This window comes from Acinetobacter qingfengensis (genome assembly GCF_008693185.1).
In the GTDB taxonomy this organism is placed as follows: domain Bacteria; phylum Pseudomonadota; class Gammaproteobacteria; order Pseudomonadales; family Moraxellaceae; genus Acinetobacter; species Acinetobacter qingfengensis.
This window is the reverse complement of the sequence record NZ_VXKN01000005.1, coordinates 42578-64423: the sequence shown is the minus strand read 5'-3', so window position 1 is coordinate 64423 and position 21846 is coordinate 42578. Positions and strand designations below refer to the sequence as shown.

Sequence of the window (21846 nt, the reverse complement as noted above, 5' to 3'; positions counted from 1 at the left end):
TAAACCTCACGACAATCATTCTACGATGCCATGTTTGTTCAGCCAATCGTTAATGGTAATTGCTAACTTTTCAGGCTGCTCTAGTGGAATAATATGCCCCGTACTCTCTATTCGCTCCAAATCACTCTGAGGAATCATATTCATTAATTCAATCGCCTGTTCTTTACAGCGTAAACGGTCTTGTGCACCATAAATAATTAATGTTGGGCATTTAATTACATGATGTTGTTCAAAAGTTCGCTCTAACAATGATAGTGTAACGAATGTTTCATAACCCATTTTATCTCCCATCTTCTGAATGCGTTGAATAAGATAATGATTTTGTGAGTTAGACGGGTGTAATGTTTGTGAAATGGCTACACCACTTAGGCCTTTAAAATTTTTCTTGGACATTGCATTTATTGCTTGTATTTTTTGATTTTTCTGTTCTTCAGTATCATGTCTAATTGATGATGCAATTAATATGAGAGCAGATACTCTTTCCGGATATTGGTTAATCAAAAATCTTGCAATATACCCACCTAATGAAAATCCGATTAATATAAATTTTTTGGGTGCATTTTTGACAATATTTTCGACTATTTCTTCAATACTATGACCTTGTTCTAGACTCGCCTTATGAATATTCCAATGCTCTGGAAAGTATTCAAGCATATCATCCCAAAGTGATTCATTTAACATAAACCCCGGAATAAAAACGAGATGTGGCGATTGCTTATTCATATTTTGCACCTTTGAATACTGGGCCTGTCTAGAATTAACCATATCTTTAATTTACACATCGAATCTCAACAAGCTTTAGTGATCGGTAGAAATTATCCATATAATTGTCGGAAAAAAGCAGCAGTAATGATACCGATTGTAATCGCAAGTAAAGGCTTTTTGAAAACCAATGCTGCTATAGCGGTAGATAGCATGGCACATCGTGCACCAAAATCTCCCTGCACTGCAATCGGTGCGAGAATAGCAACAAGAACTGAACCTGACATTGCAGTAATGAAACGTTGTATATGATCATTAATCGGGACAAAAGACATAATGAAAACACCGCCCCAACGTGTCAGCAAAGTCACTACAGCCATAATCAAAATGATCAAACCTACGGATTCTGTACTTATTTCTAAACTCATATCCGCTTTTCCTTTAAAACCATTCCTATGATGCCGCCGGCTAAGGCACCAACGACAACATGAGAGTTTTCGGGTAAATACTTATAAGCAAGTAATGAACTGATGGCTGCTACCGACCATATAAAAAATATTCTTAAGTTTTTCTCCCCTCCAATTACCATAGAAAGTAGAAAGCAAGCCATCACCATATCCAAACCAAATTGAGCCGGATTTTTAATTACATTACCAAATAACACCCCTAAACTTGTGCCAATGACCCAAAATATCCATAACGCAACGCCTCCACCAAATAATATTCCAAACCCCGGTTTTTGTTGCTGAAATTCTTGTTGAGAAAATGCCCAATTTGCATCCGATAACACCAAAAGAATGCCATATCGTTTTGGAGCAGGTAAATATTTCAACCAAGGATATAAAGAAGCCCCCATGAGAATATGTCTTGCATTGATAAAAAAGGTCGTCACAATCAAAGGAATGATGGGAATACTGGTTCCCCATAATTCTAATACTGCAAATTGTGCAGCACCGGCAAATACAAAACTGCTCATTGAGACAATAGACAATGGATCCAAACCTGTCTGAATGGCAGCCAATCCAAATGCTGCACCAAAAATAGCCACAAAAAAAGAAATAGGCAAAAAACGCTTAAACCCTTGCCATACCAAAGCAGAGTTCAGTTGACTGAGTTCCTGATGATTTTTTGACACAGCACATCCTTAATCTAAAAAATTTTTGAAGTGATGATGATAAAAAACACATTTTACCCATTAATTTTATTTAAAAAAGCGAATAAAATTGCATACTACCATTCGATAATCGAATTTTAATTAGAGTAATCCTTATGAGAGACCTTCAAATTGATTGGTTAAAATGTTTTTTAGCTGTGGTTGATAAGGGCTCTCTTTCAGGAGCAGCACCTGATCTAAATCGCTCACAATCGGCTGTCAGTATGCAGCTCAAAAAGTTAGAGCAAGCGTTGCAATGTGAATTAATTCAAAGATCAAATAGACAACTTCAACTGACGCCAGAAGGTGAATTACTTTTGGGTTATGCGAGAAGAATACTTAATTTGCACGAAGAAGTGCGAATGGCTATCCACAATGAAGAATTGAGTGGACGTATACGACTAGGTGTTCCTGATGATTACGCTGCGAAATATTTGACCCCTGTATTAAAAAAATTTGCCTCTTTACACCATAAAGTAGACATTGAACTGAATTGCGAGCAATCTACATCTCTCATTCCTCGCATTGAGTCAGGCGATTTAGACTTGGCACTAATATCAAGGGAACATTCCCGTCAAGGCACTCTATTGTTCTATGAACCAATGGTTTGGGTAGGTTCTCAGCAATTTGATGTATGGAAAAATAATCCACTACAAATTGCAGTATATGAAGCTACCAGTCTGGCAAAACGTAGTGCGATACAATCATTAGCATTACAAGGCAAGTCTTATCGAGTGGTCTATAATAGTTCCAGCTTGGCTGGACAAATTGCCGCAGTTGAAAGTGGTTTGGCTGTTGCAGTATTTACACGTTGCAGCGTTCCATCACATCTAAAAATCCTAGGTTCTGAACATGGACTAGGACCATTACAACCCATGCATGTTGCAGTTTACCGAAGTAAAAGCTCGTTAAATTCCAAAGCTGTCAGTTATCTACATGATTTATTAATTTCAACTTTAAGAGAAGCCACTACATAAATGATAGTCAAAATATTATTGTGATTACCTGTCTTCCATAAAAAAAGCCTGATTAATATCAGACTTTTTTAGATCATAAAAATCAAATATTGTACACGTTAGAACGGTAAATCATCATCTGGTTCATTTAAAGCAGGCGTACCTGATTGTGGCTGTGCCGCAGGTTTAGGTTGCTGAAAACCTTGATTGGCATAACCACCCTGATTTTGTGGTTGCTGATTATACCCCCCACTCTGAGCAAAATTTGGATTTTGCCCATAATTTCCACCACCTTGTGGTGCATTATTAAAGCGAGGCGCATCAAAATTATTGCTATTTTGTCCATCGTTTTGTGAACGAGAATCCAACATTTGCATTTGGTCACCACGAACTTCTGTCATATAACGTTCTTGACCATTTTGATCTGTCCATTGACGAGTACGTAATGAACCTTCAATATAAACTTTAGAACCTTTGCGTAGATATTGTTGTGCAATTTCACCTAAACGGTTGTTCAACACAATACGGTGCCATTCTGTTTGTTCTTTACGCTCTCCAGTATTTTTATCTACCCATGATTCACTTGTAGCAATTGAAAATTGTGTTACTGATCCACCATTTGGAAAAGTTTTTGTTTCAGGGTCACGTCCTAAGGTACCAACTAATATAACCTTATTCACTCCACGCATTTGTTTATCCTCAATATTCCTATTTCATAGATCACAACTTTATAAGAATTTAACTTATATCGCCAGTTGTTGATTAATTAATTGCGACAACTGTTGTCTTGTTTGTTCATTGAGTTGCTGTTTATCAAGTTTTAAATAAGCAACCTGTTTTTCTGGCATGACAACCACCTCTTCAATACCATGAATTGCCAGTAAAACAGAAGTCCATTCAGTAATTTCTTTTGTATCAGGAAGTGACACAACCAATGATGATAAATAACGTGGTTGCTGCAAAGTAAAAGTTATGAGCAACCAGATCAATGCCAGAATAGCCAAGAATCCCCAACCCCATGCAATGTGTTGCCAACTAAGTAACTGACCACCAATCATCCCACCACAAAAAGCCCCTAAAAATTGAGCGCTTGAATTTACACCCATTGCAGTTGATTTAGACTGAATCGGTGCGGCTTTGGATAACCATGACGGCAATAATGCTTCCATAACATTAAAAGCCACAAAAAACAGCCCCAATCCTAATAATAAAATGTATTTATGACTAAAGCCCAAAGCCATAATTGCCAGACCAAAGACAATGGCGATCACAGCCGTAATAAAAATTCCACGCATTTTTCGATATTTTTCGGCAATGATAATGCTCGGAAATGCAACAAATAAACTGATCAGCAATAATGGCAAATATACCCAACTATGATGTGCCAGAGGAATACCGGCATATTTGATTAATTGTGACGGAATGAAAATAAACATTGCTGTCAATAATAAATGCAGCATAAAAATGGAAAGATGCAGACGGTTTAAATCCGCCATCGCAAGCACTTGTTTAAGTTGTGCCAAATAACCCTGCGGCGCAACTCGATAATGTCGCTTAACTTTGGGAACCAACAATAACATCAACATAGCCAATGTTCCCATTAAGGTAGTAACCCAAAACAAGCCACTAATGCCCACTTTGGACGTTAGCCAAGGCCCCAGACTAAATGCCACAACAAAAGATAAACCAATACTCATGCCCATAAAAGCCATTGCTTTGGAACGTTGTTCTTCCCGAGTAACATCAGACAATAGAGCCATTACTACTGCCGAAACCGCACCACTACCTGCAATGGCTCGACCAATAATTACCCCATAAATAGAACTTGATAGTGCTGCAATTGCTCCACCAATGGCAAACAAAGCCAAACCAATAATAATTAATGGTTTACGACTAAAACGATCCGCCCAAAGGCTAAATGGAATTTGCAGGCAAGCCTGAGATAAACCATAAATACCCACAGCCAATCCCAGCAAAGCCGGTGTCGCCCCTTGATAAGTCTGTCCTGCTACCGCAAAAACAGGAATGATCATAAACAAACCTAGCATGCGAAGTGCAAAGATACTGCTAAGCGCAAAAGTAGAACGACGTTCAAGGCTATTCATATAAGGTAAATCTGGCTTATGACATCATGAACATTATAAAACAAAACTCCTGCCGCACTCTTAAATATTTTAAAAATACAAAACTTTTTCAGTACACCAGATTCTTTTAATGTGTTGTGCCAAAACAAAATGCTTACAAAAAATATGGATTTAAATTGTAAAAATACCTGAATCTGACTTGCTTTTACGTTAAAATTAACTCATTATTTAGTTAATGATAATCATTATTATCTCAACATATAGTGGTTAAATAACCATACAGAATACATTATCTTGTTACCATGAGGCTTCCGATATGGAAAAACATACTCTAGGCACAGAAGCTATCCGGGCATTCTACACGCTACAATGTTGCTGGATGAATAGTGAGGAAATCTACCTTGAGCAAGGTTGTTTACATTGCGGCTCAGCAGCAACCTATCTGATTTATTACACCAATCGTAATATTCAGAATTTAATGCTAAATTTTATTGCCAAATATAATTGTCATAATTCCAAAAAGAATGATTTGCTTGATCTGGAATATTTTGAACGTGACTATGAACATTTCCTTGAACTATTGGAAAGCAATATCAACGAATACGCACGTCAGCACCAAGATAATTGCAACATGTCTTTTGAACAAGTTGATTCAATTTTTGAACGAACATACTCGATTGCTTGCTAGCAAATGTTAGCATTTAGCTTTTATGGCAAAAAATAATAATAATTTAAATTCCATTAATATTTAAGAAATAGCGGATCAGTAAACTTCAATTATCAGATTAAATTTGCTGGTCCGCCCTATTGATCTCACATAAATCCATCCCGCTTGAACAAAAACAATCCATCCCCATATACACAACTAATTTTCTGCATATAAAAATAGGATTGCCTGAATGAGCCAAAGCCAGATCCGTATTCGTGGGGCACGCACCCATAATCTTAAAAATATTTCTTTGGACATTCCCCGTGATAAGTTTGTAGTGATTACCGGACTCTCAGGTTCCGGAAAATCTTCACTCGCTTTTGATACATTATATGCAGAAGGACAGCGCCGCTATGTCGAATCACTGTCTGCCTATGCCCGGCAATTTCTATCACAAATGGAAAAGCCCGAAGTAGATTCCATCGAAGGATTAAGCCCTGCAATTGCCATTGAGCAAAAATCAACTTCTCACAATCCACGTTCTACGGTTGGTACAATTACCGAAATTTACGACTATTTACGACTGCTCTATGCTCGTGTTGGCACACCATATTGCCCTGAACATGATTTACCGATGGTGGCACAAACTGTTTCTGACATGGTAGATGAAGTCAAATCATTACCTGAAGGCACGGCGATTATGTTACTTGCACCAGTAGTTCGGGAGCGTAAGGGTGAATATAGTGCATTATTTGACAAATTACAGGGACAAGGCTTTGTTCGTGCCAGAGTTGATGGTGAAATTATTGAAATAGAACAACCGCCAGAATTAGATAAAAATAAAAAACACACCATTGAAGTTGTTGTCGATCGCTTCAAGGTAAGAGATGATTTAGGCAATCGTATTGCTGAATCGTTTGAAACAGCACTACGTTTGGGAAGTGATCTGGCAATTTTATCATGGATAAAAGGCGAACATCCCGATCGCATTTTTTCTGCCAAACACAGTTGCCCTGAATGTGATCGTGCAGTTGCGGAACTCGAACCTCGTTTATTCTCATTTAACAATCCCTACGGCGCCTGTCCAATATGCGATGGTTTAGGTACACGTAGTCATTTCAGCGCTGAGAAACTTATTCCCAATCCTGAGCTTTCTATTAGTCAAGGTGCAATTCGTGGCTGGGATCGTCAACGCCCTTATTATTATGCCATGCTGCAAAAAGTGACTGAGCATTTTAACATTGCAATGGATCAACCTTGGCAAAAACTAAGTAAAGCCCAACAAAAAACTATTTTGCAAGGCTCAGGCAAAGAAAAAATCGACCTTTCCTATGTTGATGAGCGTGGTCGTAAGCATAATCGTATTATGGCATTTGAAGGTGTTTTACCTTATTTGGAACGTCGCTATCGGGAAACTGAAAGTAATTATGTCCGTGATGATCTCGCACAATATTTATCTAATGCAGCCTGTAGCACATGTGATGGCTCACGCTTAAATGAAATTGCACGCCATGTACGCGTGATGGATAAAACCATTGCCGATATCACGCGTATGTCTATCGGTGATGCTGAACAATATTATCAACAGATTAAACTAGACGGTGCAAAAGGTGAAATTGCCGATAAAATCTTTAAGGAGATTCGTGAACGTTTACATTTTTTGGTCAGTGTTGGTTTAAATTATCTCAGTTTGGCTCGTTCTGCGGAAACTTTATCGGGTGGTGAGGCACAGCGGATTCGATTGGCATCACAAATTGGTGCAGGCTTAATGGGAGTAATGTATGTTCTGGATGAGCCATCCATTGGATTACATCAACGTGATAATGATCGCTTGCTGGAAACCTTAATTCGATTACGTGATCTGGGTAACACTGTTCTGGTCGTAGAACATGATGAAGATGCCATTCGTGCAGCAGATCATATTATTGATATTGGTCCTGGTGCAGGTGTACATGGTGGTGAAGTCATCGCCGAAGGTACAGCGAAAGCATTGGCAAAAAATAAAAATTCACTCACTGGACAATACCTATCAGGGAAACTAAAAATTGCTGTACCGGAGCAACGCAGAACCTCAATAAACCCTGAAGAAAAAATTCTCTTAAAAGGTGCAGCCGGCCATAATCTGAAGCAGGTTAATTTGAGCATTCCAATCGGTATCATGACCTGTGTGACGGGCGTATCCGGATCAGGAAAATCTACACTGATCAATCGTACCTTATTACCTCTTGCACTCACTCAACTGAATGGAGCAACGACGCTCACAGCAGAAAAATATGACGAAATTGATGGCTTACAATATCTGGATAAAGTAGTAGACATCGATCAAAGCCCAATTGGACGGACCCCTCGCTCCAACCCAGCAACTTATACAGGTTTATTCACACCTATCCGTGAATTATTTGCACAGACCCCTGAAGCTAGAGCCCGTGGCTATAATGCAGGACGATTCTCCTTTAATGTTAAAGGTGGACGCTGTGAAGCTTGTGAAGGAGATGGCATGATTAAAGTTGCCATGCACTTTTTACCGGATATGTATGTGCCATGTGATGCTTGCCAAGGCAAACGTTATAATCGAGAAACACTGGAAGTGAATTACAAAGGTAAAAATATCTCTGATGTTCTAGCTATGACAGTAGAAGATGCTGCACAATTTTTTGATGCAATTCCAGTCATTCATCGCCGTCTAGAAACCTTAATGGATGTCGGTCTGGGTTATATCCGACTTGGGCAAGCTGCAACTACATTGTCAGGAGGGGAAGCACAGCGAGTAAAACTGGCTCGTGAACTGGCCAAACGCGATACTGGCAAAACCCTGTATGTATTGGATGAACCCACTACAGGACTACATTTTCATGACATCGCCAAACTACTGGATATCCTGCATACCTTACGTGATAAAGGAAATACCATTGTGGTCATTGAACATAATCTGGATGTTATTAAAACAGCAGACTGGATTATTGATTTAGGACCAGAGGGTGGCTCAGGTGGTGGAGAAATTATTGCAGAAGGTACGCCTGAACAAGTTGCTGAAGTATCAGCTTCTCATACAGGACGTTTCTTAAAGCCTATGTTGCAATAAATAATCCAGAATCTACATAGGAAAATTTATATTTTCCTATGTAAACCCTAATTTATTTCATGCAACATTTTGAAACATTTAAATTGCGCACTATTTAAACAAAAAAATTTTTTGTATAGGATTAATATATAGACTAAACCTTAAAAAAAATTATAATGGAGAAGATATGAATATTTTTTATTATTAAATATTATATAGTTATATGTTATTAGTGAAAAATTTATATCATGAAAAATGAACTTGAAAATTAGTCTTATTACTATTAACGTTTTTTAAGATTCATATAGATATTCTTTTAAAATGAGTATGTTAATATACCCATAATTTTACTATGTCATTATCAGGGCGGAATAGTTTGCGGCATGCTCATCATTTAGAGGATCATCCTCTATTCAGTCAACAGTTTATGTCTGCATCAACAGCATTGCAGATCTATTCTTATACATGCCGTAAAACCATTTATATCAATCAAGCTTTTGAGCAGTGGTTAGGTTATTCTCTAAAAGAAATTGAAAAACCTGATTATTTTTTAGAAAAGTTAATCCCACTAGAATTACCTCAAACATCAAATCATCCCTTACATTATATTTTTTATCATCCGCCTCAAATTAATTTTATCGAGTTATCAATACGTAGCAAAGATCAACAGGATTATTCAGCTTATGCTTTTATATTTCTTCTTGAACAACATTTAGTGATCATCTGGCAAAAATTACCCACATTTATTTCCTTACCAATACAACAATTTCAGGAAAATGCTGAAAAAAAACAATTTAATGATGAAGAAAGTTTCCATATCATCAATAACTTAATTAAATTTCAAAAAGTTAATGATCCTTACACAGTAACACATGAGCATCGTGTTGGCCTACTTTGTCAAGCGATTGGTGAAGAACTAGGCTGGGATCAACAAGCATGCCAGCGATTGTATTATTGTGGCCTGGCACACGATATTGGTAAAATTGCGATTCCACCGGAAATTTTGCATACAACTGTTCGATTAAATCATGCTGAAAAAAATCTGATTCGTGGTCATGCCGTAATGACAAATGAAATCCTCAAAGATATTCCGTTTTCTTTTCCATTAGCAGATATTGCATCACAACATCATGAACGCATGGATGGTAGTGGCTATCCTAAAGGCTTAACAGCACAACAAATTCTTCCCGAGTCTAAAATATTAATCGTAGCTGACGTTGTGGAAGCAATGACTTTACCTCGATCTTATCGTAAAGGGTTAGGTCTTGATGCTGCTTTGAAAGAAATTCATCGTGGATGTGGGACAAGTTATGACACTGAAGTTTGTCAGGCAGTTTTTCGTCTATTTGAGCAACATAAATTTGCATTTCCACAATAATAAATTAAATTGGCCTAACTCAATTTATAATAAAATATAATAATAACTGATCAATAAAAGTTTTTAGTCAATCTCAATAGTTATCAGGGTTTAATTACAGGATGCAAAGCAATATAACGATCAAAAGCAGTTAATGCCTGAGATAAAATTTGTTGATCATTCATATTCGTATTCATATTTAGACTTTCATCTGCTTCAATGCCCTTACCTTCAATCATTTGACCATTTGGGGTGTAATAATGTGAAACTGTGAGTTGTAAAGCACCCTGTTTTAAAGGAAATAATTTTTGTACTGCACCTTTACCATAACTGGTTTCACCCAGTACGATTGCCCGCTGATGTTGCTTTAAAGCAGCAGAAAACACCTCGGCAGCAGAAGCAGAAAAACGATTCTGTAAAATAGCCATTGGATAAGTAATGGGATAAGTCCCGGGCAAAGCCTGAAAACGCTGCGCGGGTTCTATACGGCTTTTGGTAGAAACAATCAGCCCTTGTTCCAGAAATACATCGGCCAAATCAACGGCTGCGGATAATAAGCCCCCAGGATTATCACGAATATCAATGAGTAGACCACGGATATTACGCTTTTGATAAGTATTTAACAGCTTTTCAACTTGTTGGGTTGTTTCCTGCTGAAATGCTTTAATTTTTATAATTAGAATATGATTGTCAGTAAAAGTGGCCTGCACATCATAATTCAGTTTTTGATCACGAATAACATCAAAAACCTGTGTTTTATCCTCTATTTTAATCCGAACACTTAATACTGAACCCAATGCACCTGTTAATAAATTTTTTACTGTACGTTGATCCAGCGTCTGTATATTGACTCCATTAATGCGTTCAACTGTTTGACCATCGCGTAAACCCAATCGATAGTTTTCCGTATTACGAGCCACGCCATTGATTTTCCAATTATTTTGGCTAGCATTAAATCTAAGGGAAAACTGCGGCTCAGCCATTTGCCCTTCGGTAAATTCTACCAACTGCTTATAATGCTCTGCATCCAGATAACGGGAATATGGATCAAGTTGCTCTACCAGACCATGCATAGCATTTTCAAAAAGTTCACTATTATCTAGTGGCGCAACATAGTTTTGCTTGATCAACTGAAATGCTTCAATAAAGTTCTGGATCTGTTCAATCGGGACATCTTCAATGGCTGTTTGTGATTCAGAATCATCATCCGCATCCATAATGATATGTTGTTCTGTAGATGTATTGGCTTTGTTTTGTATGGAAGACAAACTCTGAGGTGCAGATATTTCTGCCCGCACCTCAGCCATCAATAAGCTAACGCCAAGTATTACAAATAAACCTAAACGTTGCTTATTCAGCATGATTTTTCCCCAATAAATTAAGCAATGAACAATCGTCTTATTCTGCTTGCAAATGAATAAGATTACGTCCCTGCATTTCCTCAGGTACGGGAATATTCATCAAATGTAGTAAGGTTGGTGCAACATCTGCCAATACCCCACCTTCATCAATCACTGCTGAAGTTGGCCCAACATAAATAAATGGCACCAGTTCAGTAGTATGTTGGGTATGTACCTGACCACTGTCATAATCCTGCATTTGTTCGACGTTACCATGGTCCGCAGTCACAATCATGTGCCCATGCTTTGCCATAACTGCTTCATATACTCGTCCCAAACTACTATCTACCGCCTCTACTGCTTTAACTGCGGCATCAAACACACCTGTATGACCAACCATATCGCCATTGGCGTAGTTTACGACCAACAGATCATATTGACCGGAATAAATGGCTTCAACCAATCGGTCAGTGACTTCATAGGCACTCATTTCCGGTTTTAAATCATAAGTTGCAACATTTGGTGATGGAATAAGAATACGTGTTTCACCATCATATTCATCTTCACGTCCACCACTAAAGAAAAAGGTCACATGCGCATATTTTTCGGTTTCTGCAATCCGTAACTGGGTTTTTCCCAAATTAGACAAGTATTCGCCCAAAGAGTTTTTTAATGCTTCTGGCATATAGGCAACTGGTGCATTGATAGTAGCCTGATAACGGGTCAACATGACAAATTTGGCCAAATTTGGAACAACTTTACGTTCAAAACCGTTAAAATCTTGTTCCACAAACGCTTTCGTCAATTCACGTGCACGGTCGGCACGGAAATTCATGAATACAACGCTGTCACCATCCTGAATTTTAGCAACTTCGCCAATGCGTGTTGCTTTAACAAATTCATCGGTTTCTTGCGCAGCATAAGCTTGTTCCAAACCATCCAATGCATTTTCAGCACTTCGAACAGCCTCACCTTCTGTTAATAACCGATAGGCTTGTTCAACACGATCCCAGCGATTATCACGATCCATGGCAAAATAACGGCCAATCAATGTCGCAATACGACCTTGATCAGGATATTGGGCAAATAATGTATCAAAACGTCTTAAAGTCTGCTCAGCACTTTTGGGTGGTGTATCCCGCCCATCCAGAAAAGCATGTAAATAAACTTTTGCCCCACGCTTCAAAGCTAGCTCGCACATTGCTTCAATATGATCTTCATGCGAATGCACACCGCCTTGTGACAATAATCCGATGATATGTACAACACCACCTGTGGCTTTGGCTTGTTCTACTGCATCAACCAAAACCTTGTGTTGGAAAAATTCACCGGTACGAATATCTTTGGTAATTCTAGTGAAATCCTGATAAAGCACTCGTCCAGCGCCTAAATTCATGTGACCAACTTCAGAATTTCCCATTTGCCCGTCAGGCAAACCGACATCTTCACCAGAACCTGAGATTAAACCATGCGGATGTTTTTGTTGCATTGCTGTAAGATTCGGAGTTTTGGCAGCGAGAAAAGCGTTGTCTTCTATGGCTTCGCGATGTCCAACACCATCCATAATCACCAATACATGGGGAATCTTTTGTGTAGTTGCATCCGTCATTATTGTTAACTCATCTCAGAATGAAAAGTGGGATAATTTTACTCAAAAATTATCCCTAAATCATCTAAATTAACAAGTTATATAAATTAATAACCATTCTCAGCTTTTTCTTTAACGCATCCGATGTAATAAATAAGCACCTATGCCCATCAAAATAACAATTGGAACAAGAACAAACCATGCAGCAGATGGGCTATACACCAAACTGGCATACCCCAGAAAATCCTGTAAATAATAGAAGCCTAGGCCAGTAAATAAGGCAATCACCAAACGAAAACCCATGGACTGTTGCCGTAATGGCCCAAAAATAAATGAGCAAGCAACAATAACCAATGCAATCAAACTAAAGGGTGAAGCGACTTTTTTCCAGAAAGCCAGCTCATATTTTTTTGGAATTTGGCTGTACTCATGCAAATAGCCCATAAAGCTCAGTAACTGACTTGGGGCCAGATCTTCCGGATCCACTGTAACCATGTGGACATATCTAGGTTGCAAAGCCAAAGGTAATCCTTGAATAGCGCTGTCAATTTTTTGCGCACGACCATCGGTAAAAATATCGATTTGAGAAGCATTGGAAAGTTGCCATTGTTTGGCTTGTTCAAACTGGCCATGTGCAGCATTAATCATGGAAACCAAACGATAATTTTGGTCAAAATCCAATACCTGAATATCGTTTAACTGCCCTTTTGAATTGGCATAATCAATGTAAATAAACCGTTGACCTTCACGTGTCCAATATCCTCTTACTTCACCTAATGTTGCAGCATAACCTTGTTTTTGTACTGCTTTAGCCTGCTCGTTGGTATATGGAATAACCCACTGGCTCAATACGAAAGATAAAACGATCAATAGTAATGCGGGACGAATGACCCAACCGACAATACGCCACAAGCTGACACCCACAGATCGCATCACCACCAATTCACTATTTGAGGCCAAAGTCCCCAAACCCAGCACCGCACCCATTAATGCAGAAATAGGCAACAAATCCAGCATTTTATGAGGAGCATCCCAGAAAATATATTGTAAAGCCTGCCATGCATTGTAATGATCGTTCAGTTCACCCAACTCGGCAAGATAGCCAAACAACATTTGTAACAAAGTCAGCAACAATACGGCACCCAGCATGGCAAGCCCTGTCGCCTTCATCACATGATGCGCTAAGATTCGACGAGAAACCATGATTAAGCTTTTCCTTTGGTTAGACGTTGTTTAATTTTTGGTGCAAGATCCTGTTTACGGGATAGGAACCACGCAACGATACTATAGCCAATCAATATCGCAGGATACGCCCACAATCCCAGTTCTCCTTTACTCATTCGAGTTTTGACTGCCATCATGGCCACAATCAAGCTGGCAAAAATCATCACAGCCGGAAATAAACGATAGTAGCGCCCCTGTCGTGGACTGACTTCAGATAAGGGCGATGCCAATAACAATGCAAGTACAATCACAAATGGCCCAAAAATTCGCCAGCCTAATTCACTACTAATTACAGGATTATGATCATGTTTTTGCCATAATTGCAGCATTGTCATGGATTCCAGACGCTGCGCTGCCATATCCTGCTGATCAGATGATTCCAGCCTTAATCGATAAGTTTCAAATTCTGCCTGTAAATACTTTGGTTGCCCAGGGATAAAGCTATAACGGCGACCTTTATACAAATCCACCACATTGGCATGATCATTTTCCGACACGACCCGATGCGCTTCTTGCGCTACAATAATTACGTCGGGTTTACCTGCCTGCTTGGCTTTTTGATAAAAGAAAATATCCTTCAGACTACGACGATCTTCAGATAAATCTCCAGCATAAATTGTATATGGACCACTGGAAATAAACTCTTTAGGTCGTACCAGATCAAAACCGCTGCGTACTGCCTGTGCTGTCGTCAACTGATCAAATTTGTAATTCCCCCACGGCGAAACAAACATCATCAATACAGCTTGCACAATCAAAATTACTAAGGTTAAAGGAATTAATTTTCCGGCAAGTTGCGCCCGACTAATGCCACTGCCGTTTAATACTGCCATTTCATGATCAACATATAATCGACCAAACACCAGCATCAGACCAATAAAAAATCCAAGTGGCAAAATTAGAGTCAAAAACTCAGGCAAACGATAGCCCATAATACTAAACAGAATACCGACATCCAGACGTCCTTGCGCTGCAACACCAAAATATTTGATTAGCCGTCCTCCCATCATGATTAATGTGAGCAATGCAACCACCACTGTCGACGTTGTAACCACTTGCTTGACGAGATAACGGGTAATAATCAAGGATAATGTCCTCAAAAGCCAGATACGAATTGCGATAGTTTACCTGATTGTTAAAAATATAAAACCAGGGTTATTTTGCAGAATACCAATAAAGCGTTATATTTATCTAAAAGCATTTACACTTATATACCAGATATCGAGATCATTTATGAAACTTAACATCACTTCACATGCTTTTGAAAAGCAAAACGGTACTTTTCATGTTTCACTTGTAGATGAAGAACAATTACAACAACAACTGCAAACTTTGGCGATCACACAGCCTGATCAATGGCTTGAACTCAGTCAGTACAAGGCAAAATTTGATGAAACACAGCTATTAATTCAACAAAGCAATCATGCTCCTGCACTATTTCTGGTTGGCTTGGGTAAAGCTCGTGCCATTGCAGGTCACAAACTGATTAAACTTGCACACAGCATTATCAAATCATTACAAAATAAAGCAGAAAAAATTATTCTGGATCTGTCTGCACTTCCACAGCAATTTCATTATCATTTCGCTTTGGCACTCACTCAGGCCAGCTACAGTTTTAACCAATACAAATCCAAAAAAACTGAAACAATACTACAAGAAATCAGTTTCTTTGCCAGTCATTTGAGCACAACACAACTGGCATTTATTGCTGCTATTCATAAAGGGCAAAACTTTACACGTGATTTAGGCAATCAACCCGGCAACATTTGCTTCCCTGAATATTTAGCGGAACAAGCGCTGGTTTTGGCACAAGAATTTCCAGATTTACTTAAAGTAACCATTCTTGATGAAAAAGATATGGCTGAATTGGGCATGAATGCGTTTCTTGCGGTCAGTCAAGGATCAGAGCGTCCGGGCCGGGTCGTCATTCTGGAATATTCTGCTCAGCTCGAACAAAAACCTGTAGTACTTGTGGGCAAGGGTGTTACTTTTGATACAGGGGGTATTTCCATCAAACCTGCTGCTGGCATGGATGAAATGAAATTTGATATGTGTGGTGCAGCAACAGTTTTAGGGGTAATCCGTGCCTTATGTGAAAGTCGCTTAGCCATTAAAGTCGTGGGTGCCTTGGCTTGTGCCGAAAATATGCCTTCAGGAAAAGCCACCCGCCCAGGCGATATTGTTACTACCTTGAGTGGTCAGACCGTAGAAATTCTGAATACTGATGCCGAAGGTCGTCTGGTACTGTGTGATACGCTGACTTACATTCAACGTTATGATCCTGAATTGGTAATTGATATTGCAACATTGACCGGTGCTTGTGTCGTGGCATTGGGACAGGTAGTGAGTGGTTTGTTTTCGGCAGACAATACACTGGCCAATGACCTTATTGAAGCCGGTGAGCAAAGTTTTGATCGGGTATGGCGTTTACCTGTCATGGAAGATTATCAGGAATTACTGGATTCTCCAGTGGCAGATATGGGCAATATTGGTGGACGTTTTGGCGGTGCGATTACAGCAGCTTGTTTCCTACACCGATTTACTCAGGAGTATCGTTGGGCACATCTTGATATTGCAGGTACTGCATGGTTACAAGGTGCACAAAAAGGTGCAACTGGTCGCCCTGTACCATTATTAATGCAATTCCTTGCAAACCGTGTGCAAGATTAATCCTACTTCATGTTCAAAATCAGTTTTTATCTCATTGAAAAAAAACCACTACGGCAAGCAGATCTCGCTTGCCGTTTGTGTCAGCAAATTTATCAGAAACATCGAATCTGGATTTTGTGTGCTGATCAGCAAAACAGCGAAAAATTCGATTTACAACTCTGGAATTCTGCACCTGAGCAATTTATTCCGCATGGAATTGATCAGCAATTTGCACCCATTTGCATATCAACCCAATTACCCAATCCAGCCTTTGATGTATGTATGAATTTTTCAGGTTCGCCATTAAATGTAACAGAATTGTCGCATACAGCGCTTCATATTATCGAGATCATCGGTGATAATGAGCAAGACAAACAATCTGCACGAGAAAATTATAAATATTATCGTGAGTTAGGCTATACACCTACCGTGCATAAACTGTAATTTGGGGCAACATCAAGGAGTTCAATTGTGGCGCTTAACATTGGCGACAATTTTAAACAGCGTTGGTTAGCAACGCCGGAAGCCATTCGTCATAGCTATTGTGATGAATTACGTCATATTTGCGCCTTATTGGAACCGGAAACCCAATTACAAAAATGGCAATATCAAGAAGCGGTATTGCAACAACGTCAACGGCAAATTACCGAACAAGCCTATCAACAACTGAAAAAACAAATTCTGGCTGAACAGGCGCGTCTTGCAGAAGAACGTAAACGGCAACGTCAGGCAGAACTTGAACAAATACTGGCAGAAAAACGTGCCGAACAGCAAGCTGAGTTACTCAAACTTGAACAACAAGAACAACTTAAGCTCAAAGAACAGGATGCTTATCTCAAGCAACTGGCACAGGAATTACAACAGCAGTCTTTAGCCATCAATCAACAACCTATTGCAAAATTTGATGTCAATCAGGTCAAACAATTTAATGTTGTATCAGAACAAAGTACTGGAAAATATTTAGCTACAACAATCCATGATTGTAACAATAGTCAGATTGCAACAGCAATTGCAGCAACAGATCTATCACCATCCACAAGTAGCCTAAATGACGACCTGAAAATCCGCCTTGAACTTGAAGCAGAATATTACATCGAGCAGACATTACTACACTTACGGGAGAAATTACAGGCTGCTGCACGTGAAGAAATTGAAATCATTTTGGCCACCCAACAAAATCAATAGATATTACGATTTTTCATCATCTGATGGCTTTTTGGGCTGGTGTTTAATATATTGAAGTGCGACTAAACGTGACACAATTAATGCTAGGTACATAACACCACAAAACATCTGCAATGCTACCAATACTCGTGCGATATCGTTTTCCGGATAGATTTCACTCAATCCTGTACCGGATTGCACACTAAAACTTAGAAAAATTAGACTGAGCCAGGAACGTGAATTTTCATCTTGTAAAGTGAAACTATGGATATCCCAAGCCTGACAGGCACTATATAAGAAAGCAAAACCCCAGACGATCAGGGTAAATACACTTGCAGCGGCAAATAACTCATCCCGAGTAAGATAGCGATCTGCAAACATATATAGAGTTAAACGATAAGCTGCCACAAAATACGCTGTGGCCTCAAATAAATTTGCAGCAATCACCAAAGTAGAATTGCCATATCCCAGAAAGACAATAATAGACAAACATAATGCAGGCAAGACACACATGAGTCCGACAATAGTTGAGGCAACTGTAATTCGAATAATATTTGCCACAAGTAGTAAGGCGATGGCACTAAAAATCCAGGCAACAGCACTACTGGCTTGATTATGATTAATAAATGGCACAATGACCAACATTAATAACTGAATCAGCAGCAACCATGCTGAAGGCAATAATTTAAAATGATGCCAGAATTCCTGAAAAAATCGCATCATCACCTCACTAAAAATTATTTTTATATTTTATACAACAGTACTAGGGATAAAGTTGTAAATTTTGCAAGGTTCTTACCAGAAGTTGTTGACGAATTGCTGGTGCTGTATCTTTTTGCATTAAAATATTCAATGAAAATGCTTTAATCTGACCATCTGGTTGTTGTACCCAACCTGTAAACCAGCCAACCATCGGTGTAACATCCATTCCCCAGCCACTCTTGGCATACAATTTATACCCCTGTTTTTCCTCAATCAGCACCATATTTTTAACCTGTTGCTGTACAGTTTTGGAAAATGCCAGTTGCTCATTTGCCAATTGATAAGCAAACTTTGCCTCCTGTTCAGGCGTAATTTTTAATGGTCCAACTAACCAAAAATTATCTACGGTTGAACCAATATTCTGATTGCCATAACCCACCCGTTTGATTTCACTTTGCATTAACTCTAAACCAATACGTCTGGCAAGTTGCTGATATACCGGTACAGCAGATGCCTGCATCGCCTGCGCTAGTGTCATATCTTTTTCCCATGCAGGAAACGGCTGTTTTTTACCATCCCATTTAAAAGTTTCTGTGCTGGTTACCTTACCATGCTGTAGTGCAATCAAAGCATTTAGCATTTTAAAGGTTGATGCAGGAATAAAATATTGTTTGGCTCGCTCAAGATCACTACCATAATTTTGATAATGGTGACCATCATAAATCGTCACAACACCTTGCACTTTTGCTTGTTGAAAATCAGCCAAAATTGTCTGAGTCTGTTGTTGGGTAACAACAGATTGTTGGCTGGATAAAGAACTTTGACACCCTGAAAATACTAAGCTGCCTAAAATCCCCAAGATCATCATATATTTCATGTATATCTCCTTTTAAAGCAGCGCAAGATTATCATCATCCTTCCCTGTATTATGTAAAGTTTATTAGCAATCTACACCCCCCAATTTTATAGAAATAATTTTTTTAAGTTGAGAAAGACTTGCTCGTTATAGCCCATGACCTGACTGCTGACAATTAACCCTTCTCCTACGGTAAATATTTGATCAAGATAAGGTTGCTCAATTTGATGAGATGCCAAAATTTGTTCGATATTCTTTTTATGCTGCTGTGCAATTTGATGTGGTGCGCTGTTCACATGACTATATTCAGCACAAGCATTAATAAAATTACAGCCATAAAAATCTGCTTGTTGAACCCAGTCTTGTAAAAAATCCAAATACCGTAACATTGCTGCATGACCGTTATGATTTTGCATAAATTCACTTAATTTTTGCAAGAAAACTTGATTCCGATATTGCAATACTTCAATGATTAATTGTTCTTTACTCGAAAAATAACGATATAAAGTTTTTTTAGTGATGTTGAGTTGCTGACGTATTTCTTCCACACCTGTCGCATGAAAACCATTTTGATTAAAAAGTTGCCAAGCTTGTGGAAGATATTGCCTTTTTTTATCCATAAATTTCTCGCTTAAAAAATAAACCCCGTACAAGAATGCCCATCTCATCATGTTTAGATTGAGAGAAGAAATTCAGCAACTTTGGTCAAAATTCCAATCAGCACTTGACCAAAGTATACCGATCGGTATACTCAAAGTTACACCAATTATTGAGCATGAATCTCATGCAATTTCGTTCAAGTGCTGCCCCTGCCCGGCCAAAATGGCAGTTTATCATGACAACATTTATTGGAAGTTTTTTATGTATTTCCTGCTTGGAATGGTTAACGCTAATGCAACATCAGTTATGGATTATGGCCCCTTTTGGAGCAACCTGTGTATTGGCATTTGCATTACCTGAGTCGCCTTTGGCACAACCACGTCACATTATTGGCGGACATTTCATCACTGCATTTATTGCCTTAATGGTCTTGCAATTTTTTGGCAATGGTTTATGGCAAATTGCATTTGCTGTTGCTACCGGAATTATTGCCATGCAAATATTACGTGTTACTCATCCTCCTGCTGGTGCAAATCCATTGGTCATATTAATGACGAATACACCTTGGTCATTCTTAATTCAGCCAGTTTTGGCAGGAAGCATTTGTATTGTTTTAATTGCATGGATTTCTCATTGCTTTATCAGTAAGAGAACATATCCGGTTTATTGGTGGTGAGATTTAAAAATTGACCAAAGCGATCAGCTTTGGTCATAATATAGGAAGATTTTAGCGTCCAGCTTCCAACACATCAAATAAAGTATCAGCAATAGATGTACCAAATTGTGCATCAATTTCACGTACGCAAGTTGGACTAGTCACATTAATTTCTGTGACATAATCACCAATCACATCCAAGCCAACAAAAATCAGTCCTTTTTCTCGCAGAAATGGTGCAATTCTTCTAGCAATTTTTAAATCATTTTCTGTGAGTGGTCTTGCTTCTCCACGACCACCCGCAGCCAGATTACCCCGAGTTTCTCCATTTTGAGGAATACGTGCCAGACAATAAGGAATTGGTTCACCATTAACCATCAGGATTCGTTTATCTCCATCTACAATTTCCGGAATATAGCGTTGTGCCATGATCGGTTGCTGACCATTTTGAGTTAAAATCTCGAGCGTTGATCCAATATTGACGCCATTTGCGCTCAAACGAAAAATCCCCATTCCCCCCATACCATCCAACGGTTTCACAATCACATCCTGATGCTGGGTGATAAATTCACGAATTAAACTGTCCTGTGAACTGACCAATGTTGGTACTTGTAATTCAGGAAATTGTGTTGCAAACAATTTTTCATTGCAATCACGTAATGATCGAGGATTGTTGATAATCCATGCACCTTCTCGTTCAGCCTGTTCCAAAATATAAGTCGTGTAAACAAAATTCATGTCAAATGGTGGATCTTTGCGCATCAATACCACATCATAAGCGGCAATGGATTCTTTGTTCTTTTCGCCTAACTGATAGTAATTTTTATTATTTTCAAACACCTGTAATGACGCAATTAATCCAAATGCTTTACCTTGATCGATATATAAATCCTGTTGCTGAACATAACCTAGCTCGTGTCCCCGACGACTGGCTGCCCATAACATGGCCATTGTCGTGTCTTTTTTTAGATTCACATTTTCAATCGGATCCATGACTACTAATACACGCATGATTTTTAACTCATTTATTTTCAATATTTGCAGTATAACCAAGAAAAGTTAGATTATCTAAGCGATTTGGAATATGCATATATGGCTTTTTGCAA

The 21846-nt window shown here is 38.8% G+C and carries 21 protein-coding genes; 8 read left to right on the top strand and 13 right to left on the bottom strand.

Annotated features, from left to right (window positions below; translation table 11 throughout):
- Positions 1-15: 15 nt before the first annotated feature.
- From F4V57_RS08025 to F4V57_RS08015, 3 genes are all read right to left on the bottom strand, one after another.
- Positions 16-723: an alpha/beta fold hydrolase gene (locus F4V57_RS08025; RefSeq protein WP_070070159.1), complete on the bottom strand. Its 708-nt coding sequence runs from the start codon at positions 721-723 to the stop codon at positions 16-18.
- A 92-nt stretch (positions 724-815) separates the two neighbouring features.
- Positions 816-1130 carry an AzlD family protein gene (locus tag F4V57_RS08020; RefSeq protein ID WP_070070160.1) on the bottom strand — a complete coding sequence of 105 codons (315 nt, stop codon included), beginning with the start codon at positions 1128-1130 and terminating at the stop codon, positions 816-818.
- Positions 1127-1837: an AzlC family ABC transporter permease gene (locus tag F4V57_RS08015; RefSeq protein WP_070070161.1), complete on the bottom strand. Its 711-nt coding sequence runs from the start codon at positions 1835-1837 to the stop codon at positions 1127-1129. Before F4V57_RS08015 ends, F4V57_RS08020 begins: the two co-directional genes overlap by 4 nt.
- Before the next feature lie 134 nt (positions 1838-1971).
- Here F4V57_RS08015 and F4V57_RS08010 point away from each other — a divergent pair, with 134 nt between their 5' ends.
- Complete coding sequence (locus F4V57_RS08010; protein WP_081409229.1) at positions 1972-2832, top strand: LysR family transcriptional regulator; 861 nt, start codon at positions 1972-1974, stop codon at positions 2830-2832.
- A 98-nt stretch (positions 2833-2930) separates the two neighbouring features.
- Here F4V57_RS08010 and ssb read toward each other — a convergent pair whose 3' ends face one another.
- A complete protein-coding gene (gene ssb, locus F4V57_RS08005; protein WP_070070163.1) occupies positions 2931-3500 on the bottom strand; it encodes a single-stranded DNA-binding protein in 570 nt (189 codons plus the stop codon).
- A gap of 54 nt (positions 3501-3554) precedes the next feature.
- Complete coding sequence (locus tag F4V57_RS08000; RefSeq protein WP_070070164.1) at positions 3555-4916, bottom strand: MFS transporter; 1362 nt, start codon at positions 4914-4916, stop codon at positions 3555-3557.
- 295 nt (positions 4917-5211) lie between these two features.
- Between F4V57_RS08000 and F4V57_RS07995 the strand changes: the two genes are divergently transcribed.
- The 3 genes from F4V57_RS07995 (at position 5212) to F4V57_RS07985 (ending at position 9983) form a co-directional block, all read left to right on the top strand.
- The gene (locus F4V57_RS07995; protein ID WP_070070165.1) at positions 5212-5583 is read left to right on the top strand and encodes a hypothetical protein; all 372 of its coding nucleotides are present in this window, start codon (positions 5212-5214) and stop codon (positions 5581-5583) included.
- A gap of 211 nt (positions 5584-5794) precedes the next feature.
- Positions 5795-8626, top strand: a complete 2832-nt coding sequence (gene uvrA, locus F4V57_RS07990) for an excinuclease ABC subunit UvrA (RefSeq protein WP_070070166.1) — start codon at positions 5795-5797, stop codon at positions 8624-8626.
- A 406-nt stretch (positions 8627-9032) separates the two neighbouring features.
- Entirely contained in the window at positions 9033-9983 is a 951-nt protein-coding gene (locus F4V57_RS07985) for an HD-GYP domain-containing protein (protein WP_171257569.1), read from the top strand.
- Positions 9984-10066: 83 nt separating this feature from the next.
- On the opposite strand, the gene F4V57_RS07980 is transcribed toward F4V57_RS07985, so the two are convergent.
- The 4 genes from F4V57_RS07980 to lptF form a co-directional block, all read right to left on the bottom strand.
- Positions 10067-11323, bottom strand: coding sequence for a S41 family peptidase (locus F4V57_RS07980; protein WP_070070905.1), 1257 nt, complete (start codon positions 11321-11323; stop codon positions 10067-10069).
- Between the two features lie 37 nt (positions 11324-11360).
- A complete protein-coding gene (gene gpmI / locus F4V57_RS07975) occupies positions 11361-12911 on the bottom strand; it encodes a 2,3-bisphosphoglycerate-independent phosphoglycerate mutase (protein WP_070070904.1) in 1551 nt (516 codons plus the stop codon).
- Between the two features lie 111 nt (positions 12912-13022).
- Positions 13023-14093 (bottom strand): LPS export ABC transporter permease LptG, encoded by a 1071-nt coding sequence (gene lptG / locus F4V57_RS07970; protein ID WP_070070903.1) that lies wholly within the window; start codon positions 14091-14093, stop codon positions 13023-13025.
- Positions 14094-14095: 2 nt separating this feature from the next.
- Complete coding sequence (gene lptF / locus F4V57_RS07965) at positions 14096-15148, bottom strand: LPS export ABC transporter permease LptF (protein ID WP_406564535.1); 1053 nt, start codon at positions 15146-15148, stop codon at positions 14096-14098.
- A 199-nt stretch (positions 15149-15347) separates the two neighbouring features.
- On the opposite strand from lptF, the gene F4V57_RS07960 reads away from it, so the two are divergent.
- The 3 genes from F4V57_RS07960 to F4V57_RS07950 are packed head-to-tail and all read left to right on the top strand — an operon-like array spanning position 15348 to position 17948.
- Positions 15348-16784, top strand: a complete 1437-nt coding sequence (locus F4V57_RS07960) for a leucyl aminopeptidase (RefSeq protein ID WP_070070901.1) — start codon at positions 15348-15350, stop codon at positions 16782-16784.
- Positions 16785-16793: 9 nt separating this feature from the next.
- Positions 16794-17207 (top strand): DNA polymerase III subunit chi, encoded by a 414-nt coding sequence (locus F4V57_RS07955; RefSeq protein ID WP_070070900.1) that lies wholly within the window; start codon positions 16794-16796, stop codon positions 17205-17207.
- A 27-nt stretch (positions 17208-17234) separates the two neighbouring features.
- Positions 17235-17948: a hypothetical protein gene (locus tag F4V57_RS07950; RefSeq protein WP_070070899.1), complete on the top strand. Its 714-nt coding sequence runs from the start codon at positions 17235-17237 to the stop codon at positions 17946-17948.
- A 3-nt stretch (positions 17949-17951) separates the two neighbouring features.
- Here the strand turns inward: F4V57_RS07950 and F4V57_RS07945 are convergent, their stop codons facing one another.
- The 3 genes from F4V57_RS07945 to F4V57_RS07935 form a co-directional block, all read right to left on the bottom strand.
- Positions 17952-18647, bottom strand: coding sequence for an ion channel (locus F4V57_RS07945; protein ID WP_070070898.1), 696 nt, complete (start codon positions 18645-18647; stop codon positions 17952-17954).
- A gap of 43 nt (positions 18648-18690) precedes the next feature.
- Entirely contained in the window at positions 18691-19506 is an 816-nt protein-coding gene (gene blaOXA / locus F4V57_RS07940; protein WP_070070897.1) for a class D beta-lactamase, read from the bottom strand.
- 86 nt (positions 19507-19592) lie between these two features.
- A complete protein-coding gene (locus tag F4V57_RS07935; protein ID WP_070070896.1) occupies positions 19593-20105 on the bottom strand; it encodes a TetR/AcrR family transcriptional regulator in 513 nt (170 codons plus the stop codon).
- A gap of 155 nt (positions 20106-20260) precedes the next feature.
- Here F4V57_RS07935 and F4V57_RS07930 point away from each other — a divergent pair, with 155 nt between their 5' ends.
- Positions 20261-20761 carry an HPP family protein gene (locus F4V57_RS07930; protein ID WP_070070895.1) on the top strand — a complete coding sequence of 167 codons (501 nt, stop codon included), beginning with the start codon at positions 20261-20263 and terminating at the stop codon, positions 20759-20761.
- 51 nt (positions 20762-20812) lie between these two features.
- Here F4V57_RS07930 and gshB read toward each other — a convergent pair whose 3' ends face one another.
- Entirely contained in the window at positions 20813-21751 is a 939-nt protein-coding gene (gshB, locus tag F4V57_RS07925) for a glutathione synthase (RefSeq protein ID WP_070070894.1), read from the bottom strand.
- Positions 21752-21846: the final 95 nt, after the last annotated feature.

Excerpts from the sequence above, each read along its gene's own strand:
- F4V57_RS08025 (WP_070070159.1), bottom strand. The coding sequence starts at position 723 with ATGAATAAGCAATCGCCACATCTCGTTTTTATTCCGGGGTTTATGTTA.
- F4V57_RS08020 (WP_070070160.1), bottom strand. The coding sequence starts at position 1,130 with ATGAGTTTAGAAATAAGTACAGAATCCGTAGGTTTGATCATTTTGATT.
- F4V57_RS08010 (WP_081409229.1), top strand. The coding sequence starts at position 1,972 with ATGAGAGACCTTCAAATTGATTGGTTAAAATGTTTTTTAGCTGTGGTT.
- ssb (WP_070070163.1), bottom strand. The coding sequence starts at position 3,500 with ATGCGTGGAGTGAATAAGGTTATATTAGTTGGTACCTTAGGACGTGAC.
- F4V57_RS08000 (WP_070070164.1), bottom strand. The coding sequence starts at position 4,916 with ATGAATAGCCTTGAACGTCGTTCTACTTTTGCGCTTAGCAGTATCTTT.
- F4V57_RS07995 (WP_070070165.1), top strand. The coding sequence starts at position 5,212 with ATGGAAAAACATACTCTAGGCACAGAAGCTATCCGGGCATTCTACACG.
- uvrA (WP_070070166.1), top strand. The coding sequence starts at position 5,795 with ATGAGCCAAAGCCAGATCCGTATTCGTGGGGCACGCACCCATAATCTT.
- F4V57_RS07985 (WP_171257569.1), top strand. The coding sequence starts at position 9,033 with ATGTCTGCATCAACAGCATTGCAGATCTATTCTTATACATGCCGTAAA.
- F4V57_RS07980 (WP_070070905.1), bottom strand. The coding sequence starts at position 11,323 with ATGCTGAATAAGCAACGTTTAGGTTTATTTGTAATACTTGGCGTTAGC.
- gpmI (WP_070070904.1), bottom strand. The coding sequence starts at position 12,911 with ATGACGGATGCAACTACACAAAAGATTCCCCATGTATTGGTGATTATG.
- lptG (WP_070070903.1), bottom strand. The coding sequence starts at position 14,093 with ATGGTTTCTCGTCGAATCTTAGCGCATCATGTGATGAAGGCGACAGGG.
- F4V57_RS07960 (WP_070070901.1), top strand. The coding sequence starts at position 15,348 with ATGAAACTTAACATCACTTCACATGCTTTTGAAAAGCAAAACGGTACT.
- F4V57_RS07955 (WP_070070900.1), top strand. The coding sequence starts at position 16,794 with ATGTTCAAAATCAGTTTTTATCTCATTGAAAAAAAACCACTACGGCAA.
- F4V57_RS07945 (WP_070070898.1), bottom strand. The coding sequence starts at position 18,647 with ATGCGATTTTTTCAGGAATTCTGGCATCATTTTAAATTATTGCCTTCA.
- blaOXA (WP_070070897.1), bottom strand. The coding sequence starts at position 19,506 with ATGAAATATATGATGATCTTGGGGATTTTAGGCAGCTTAGTATTTTCA.
- F4V57_RS07935 (WP_070070896.1), bottom strand. The coding sequence starts at position 20,105 with ATGGATAAAAAAAGGCAATATCTTCCACAAGCTTGGCAACTTTTTAAT.
- F4V57_RS07930 (WP_070070895.1), top strand. The coding sequence starts at position 20,261 with ATGAATCTCATGCAATTTCGTTCAAGTGCTGCCCCTGCCCGGCCAAAA.
- gshB (WP_070070894.1), bottom strand. The coding sequence starts at position 21,751 with ATGCGTGTATTAGTAGTCATGGATCCGATTGAAAATGTGAATCTAAAA.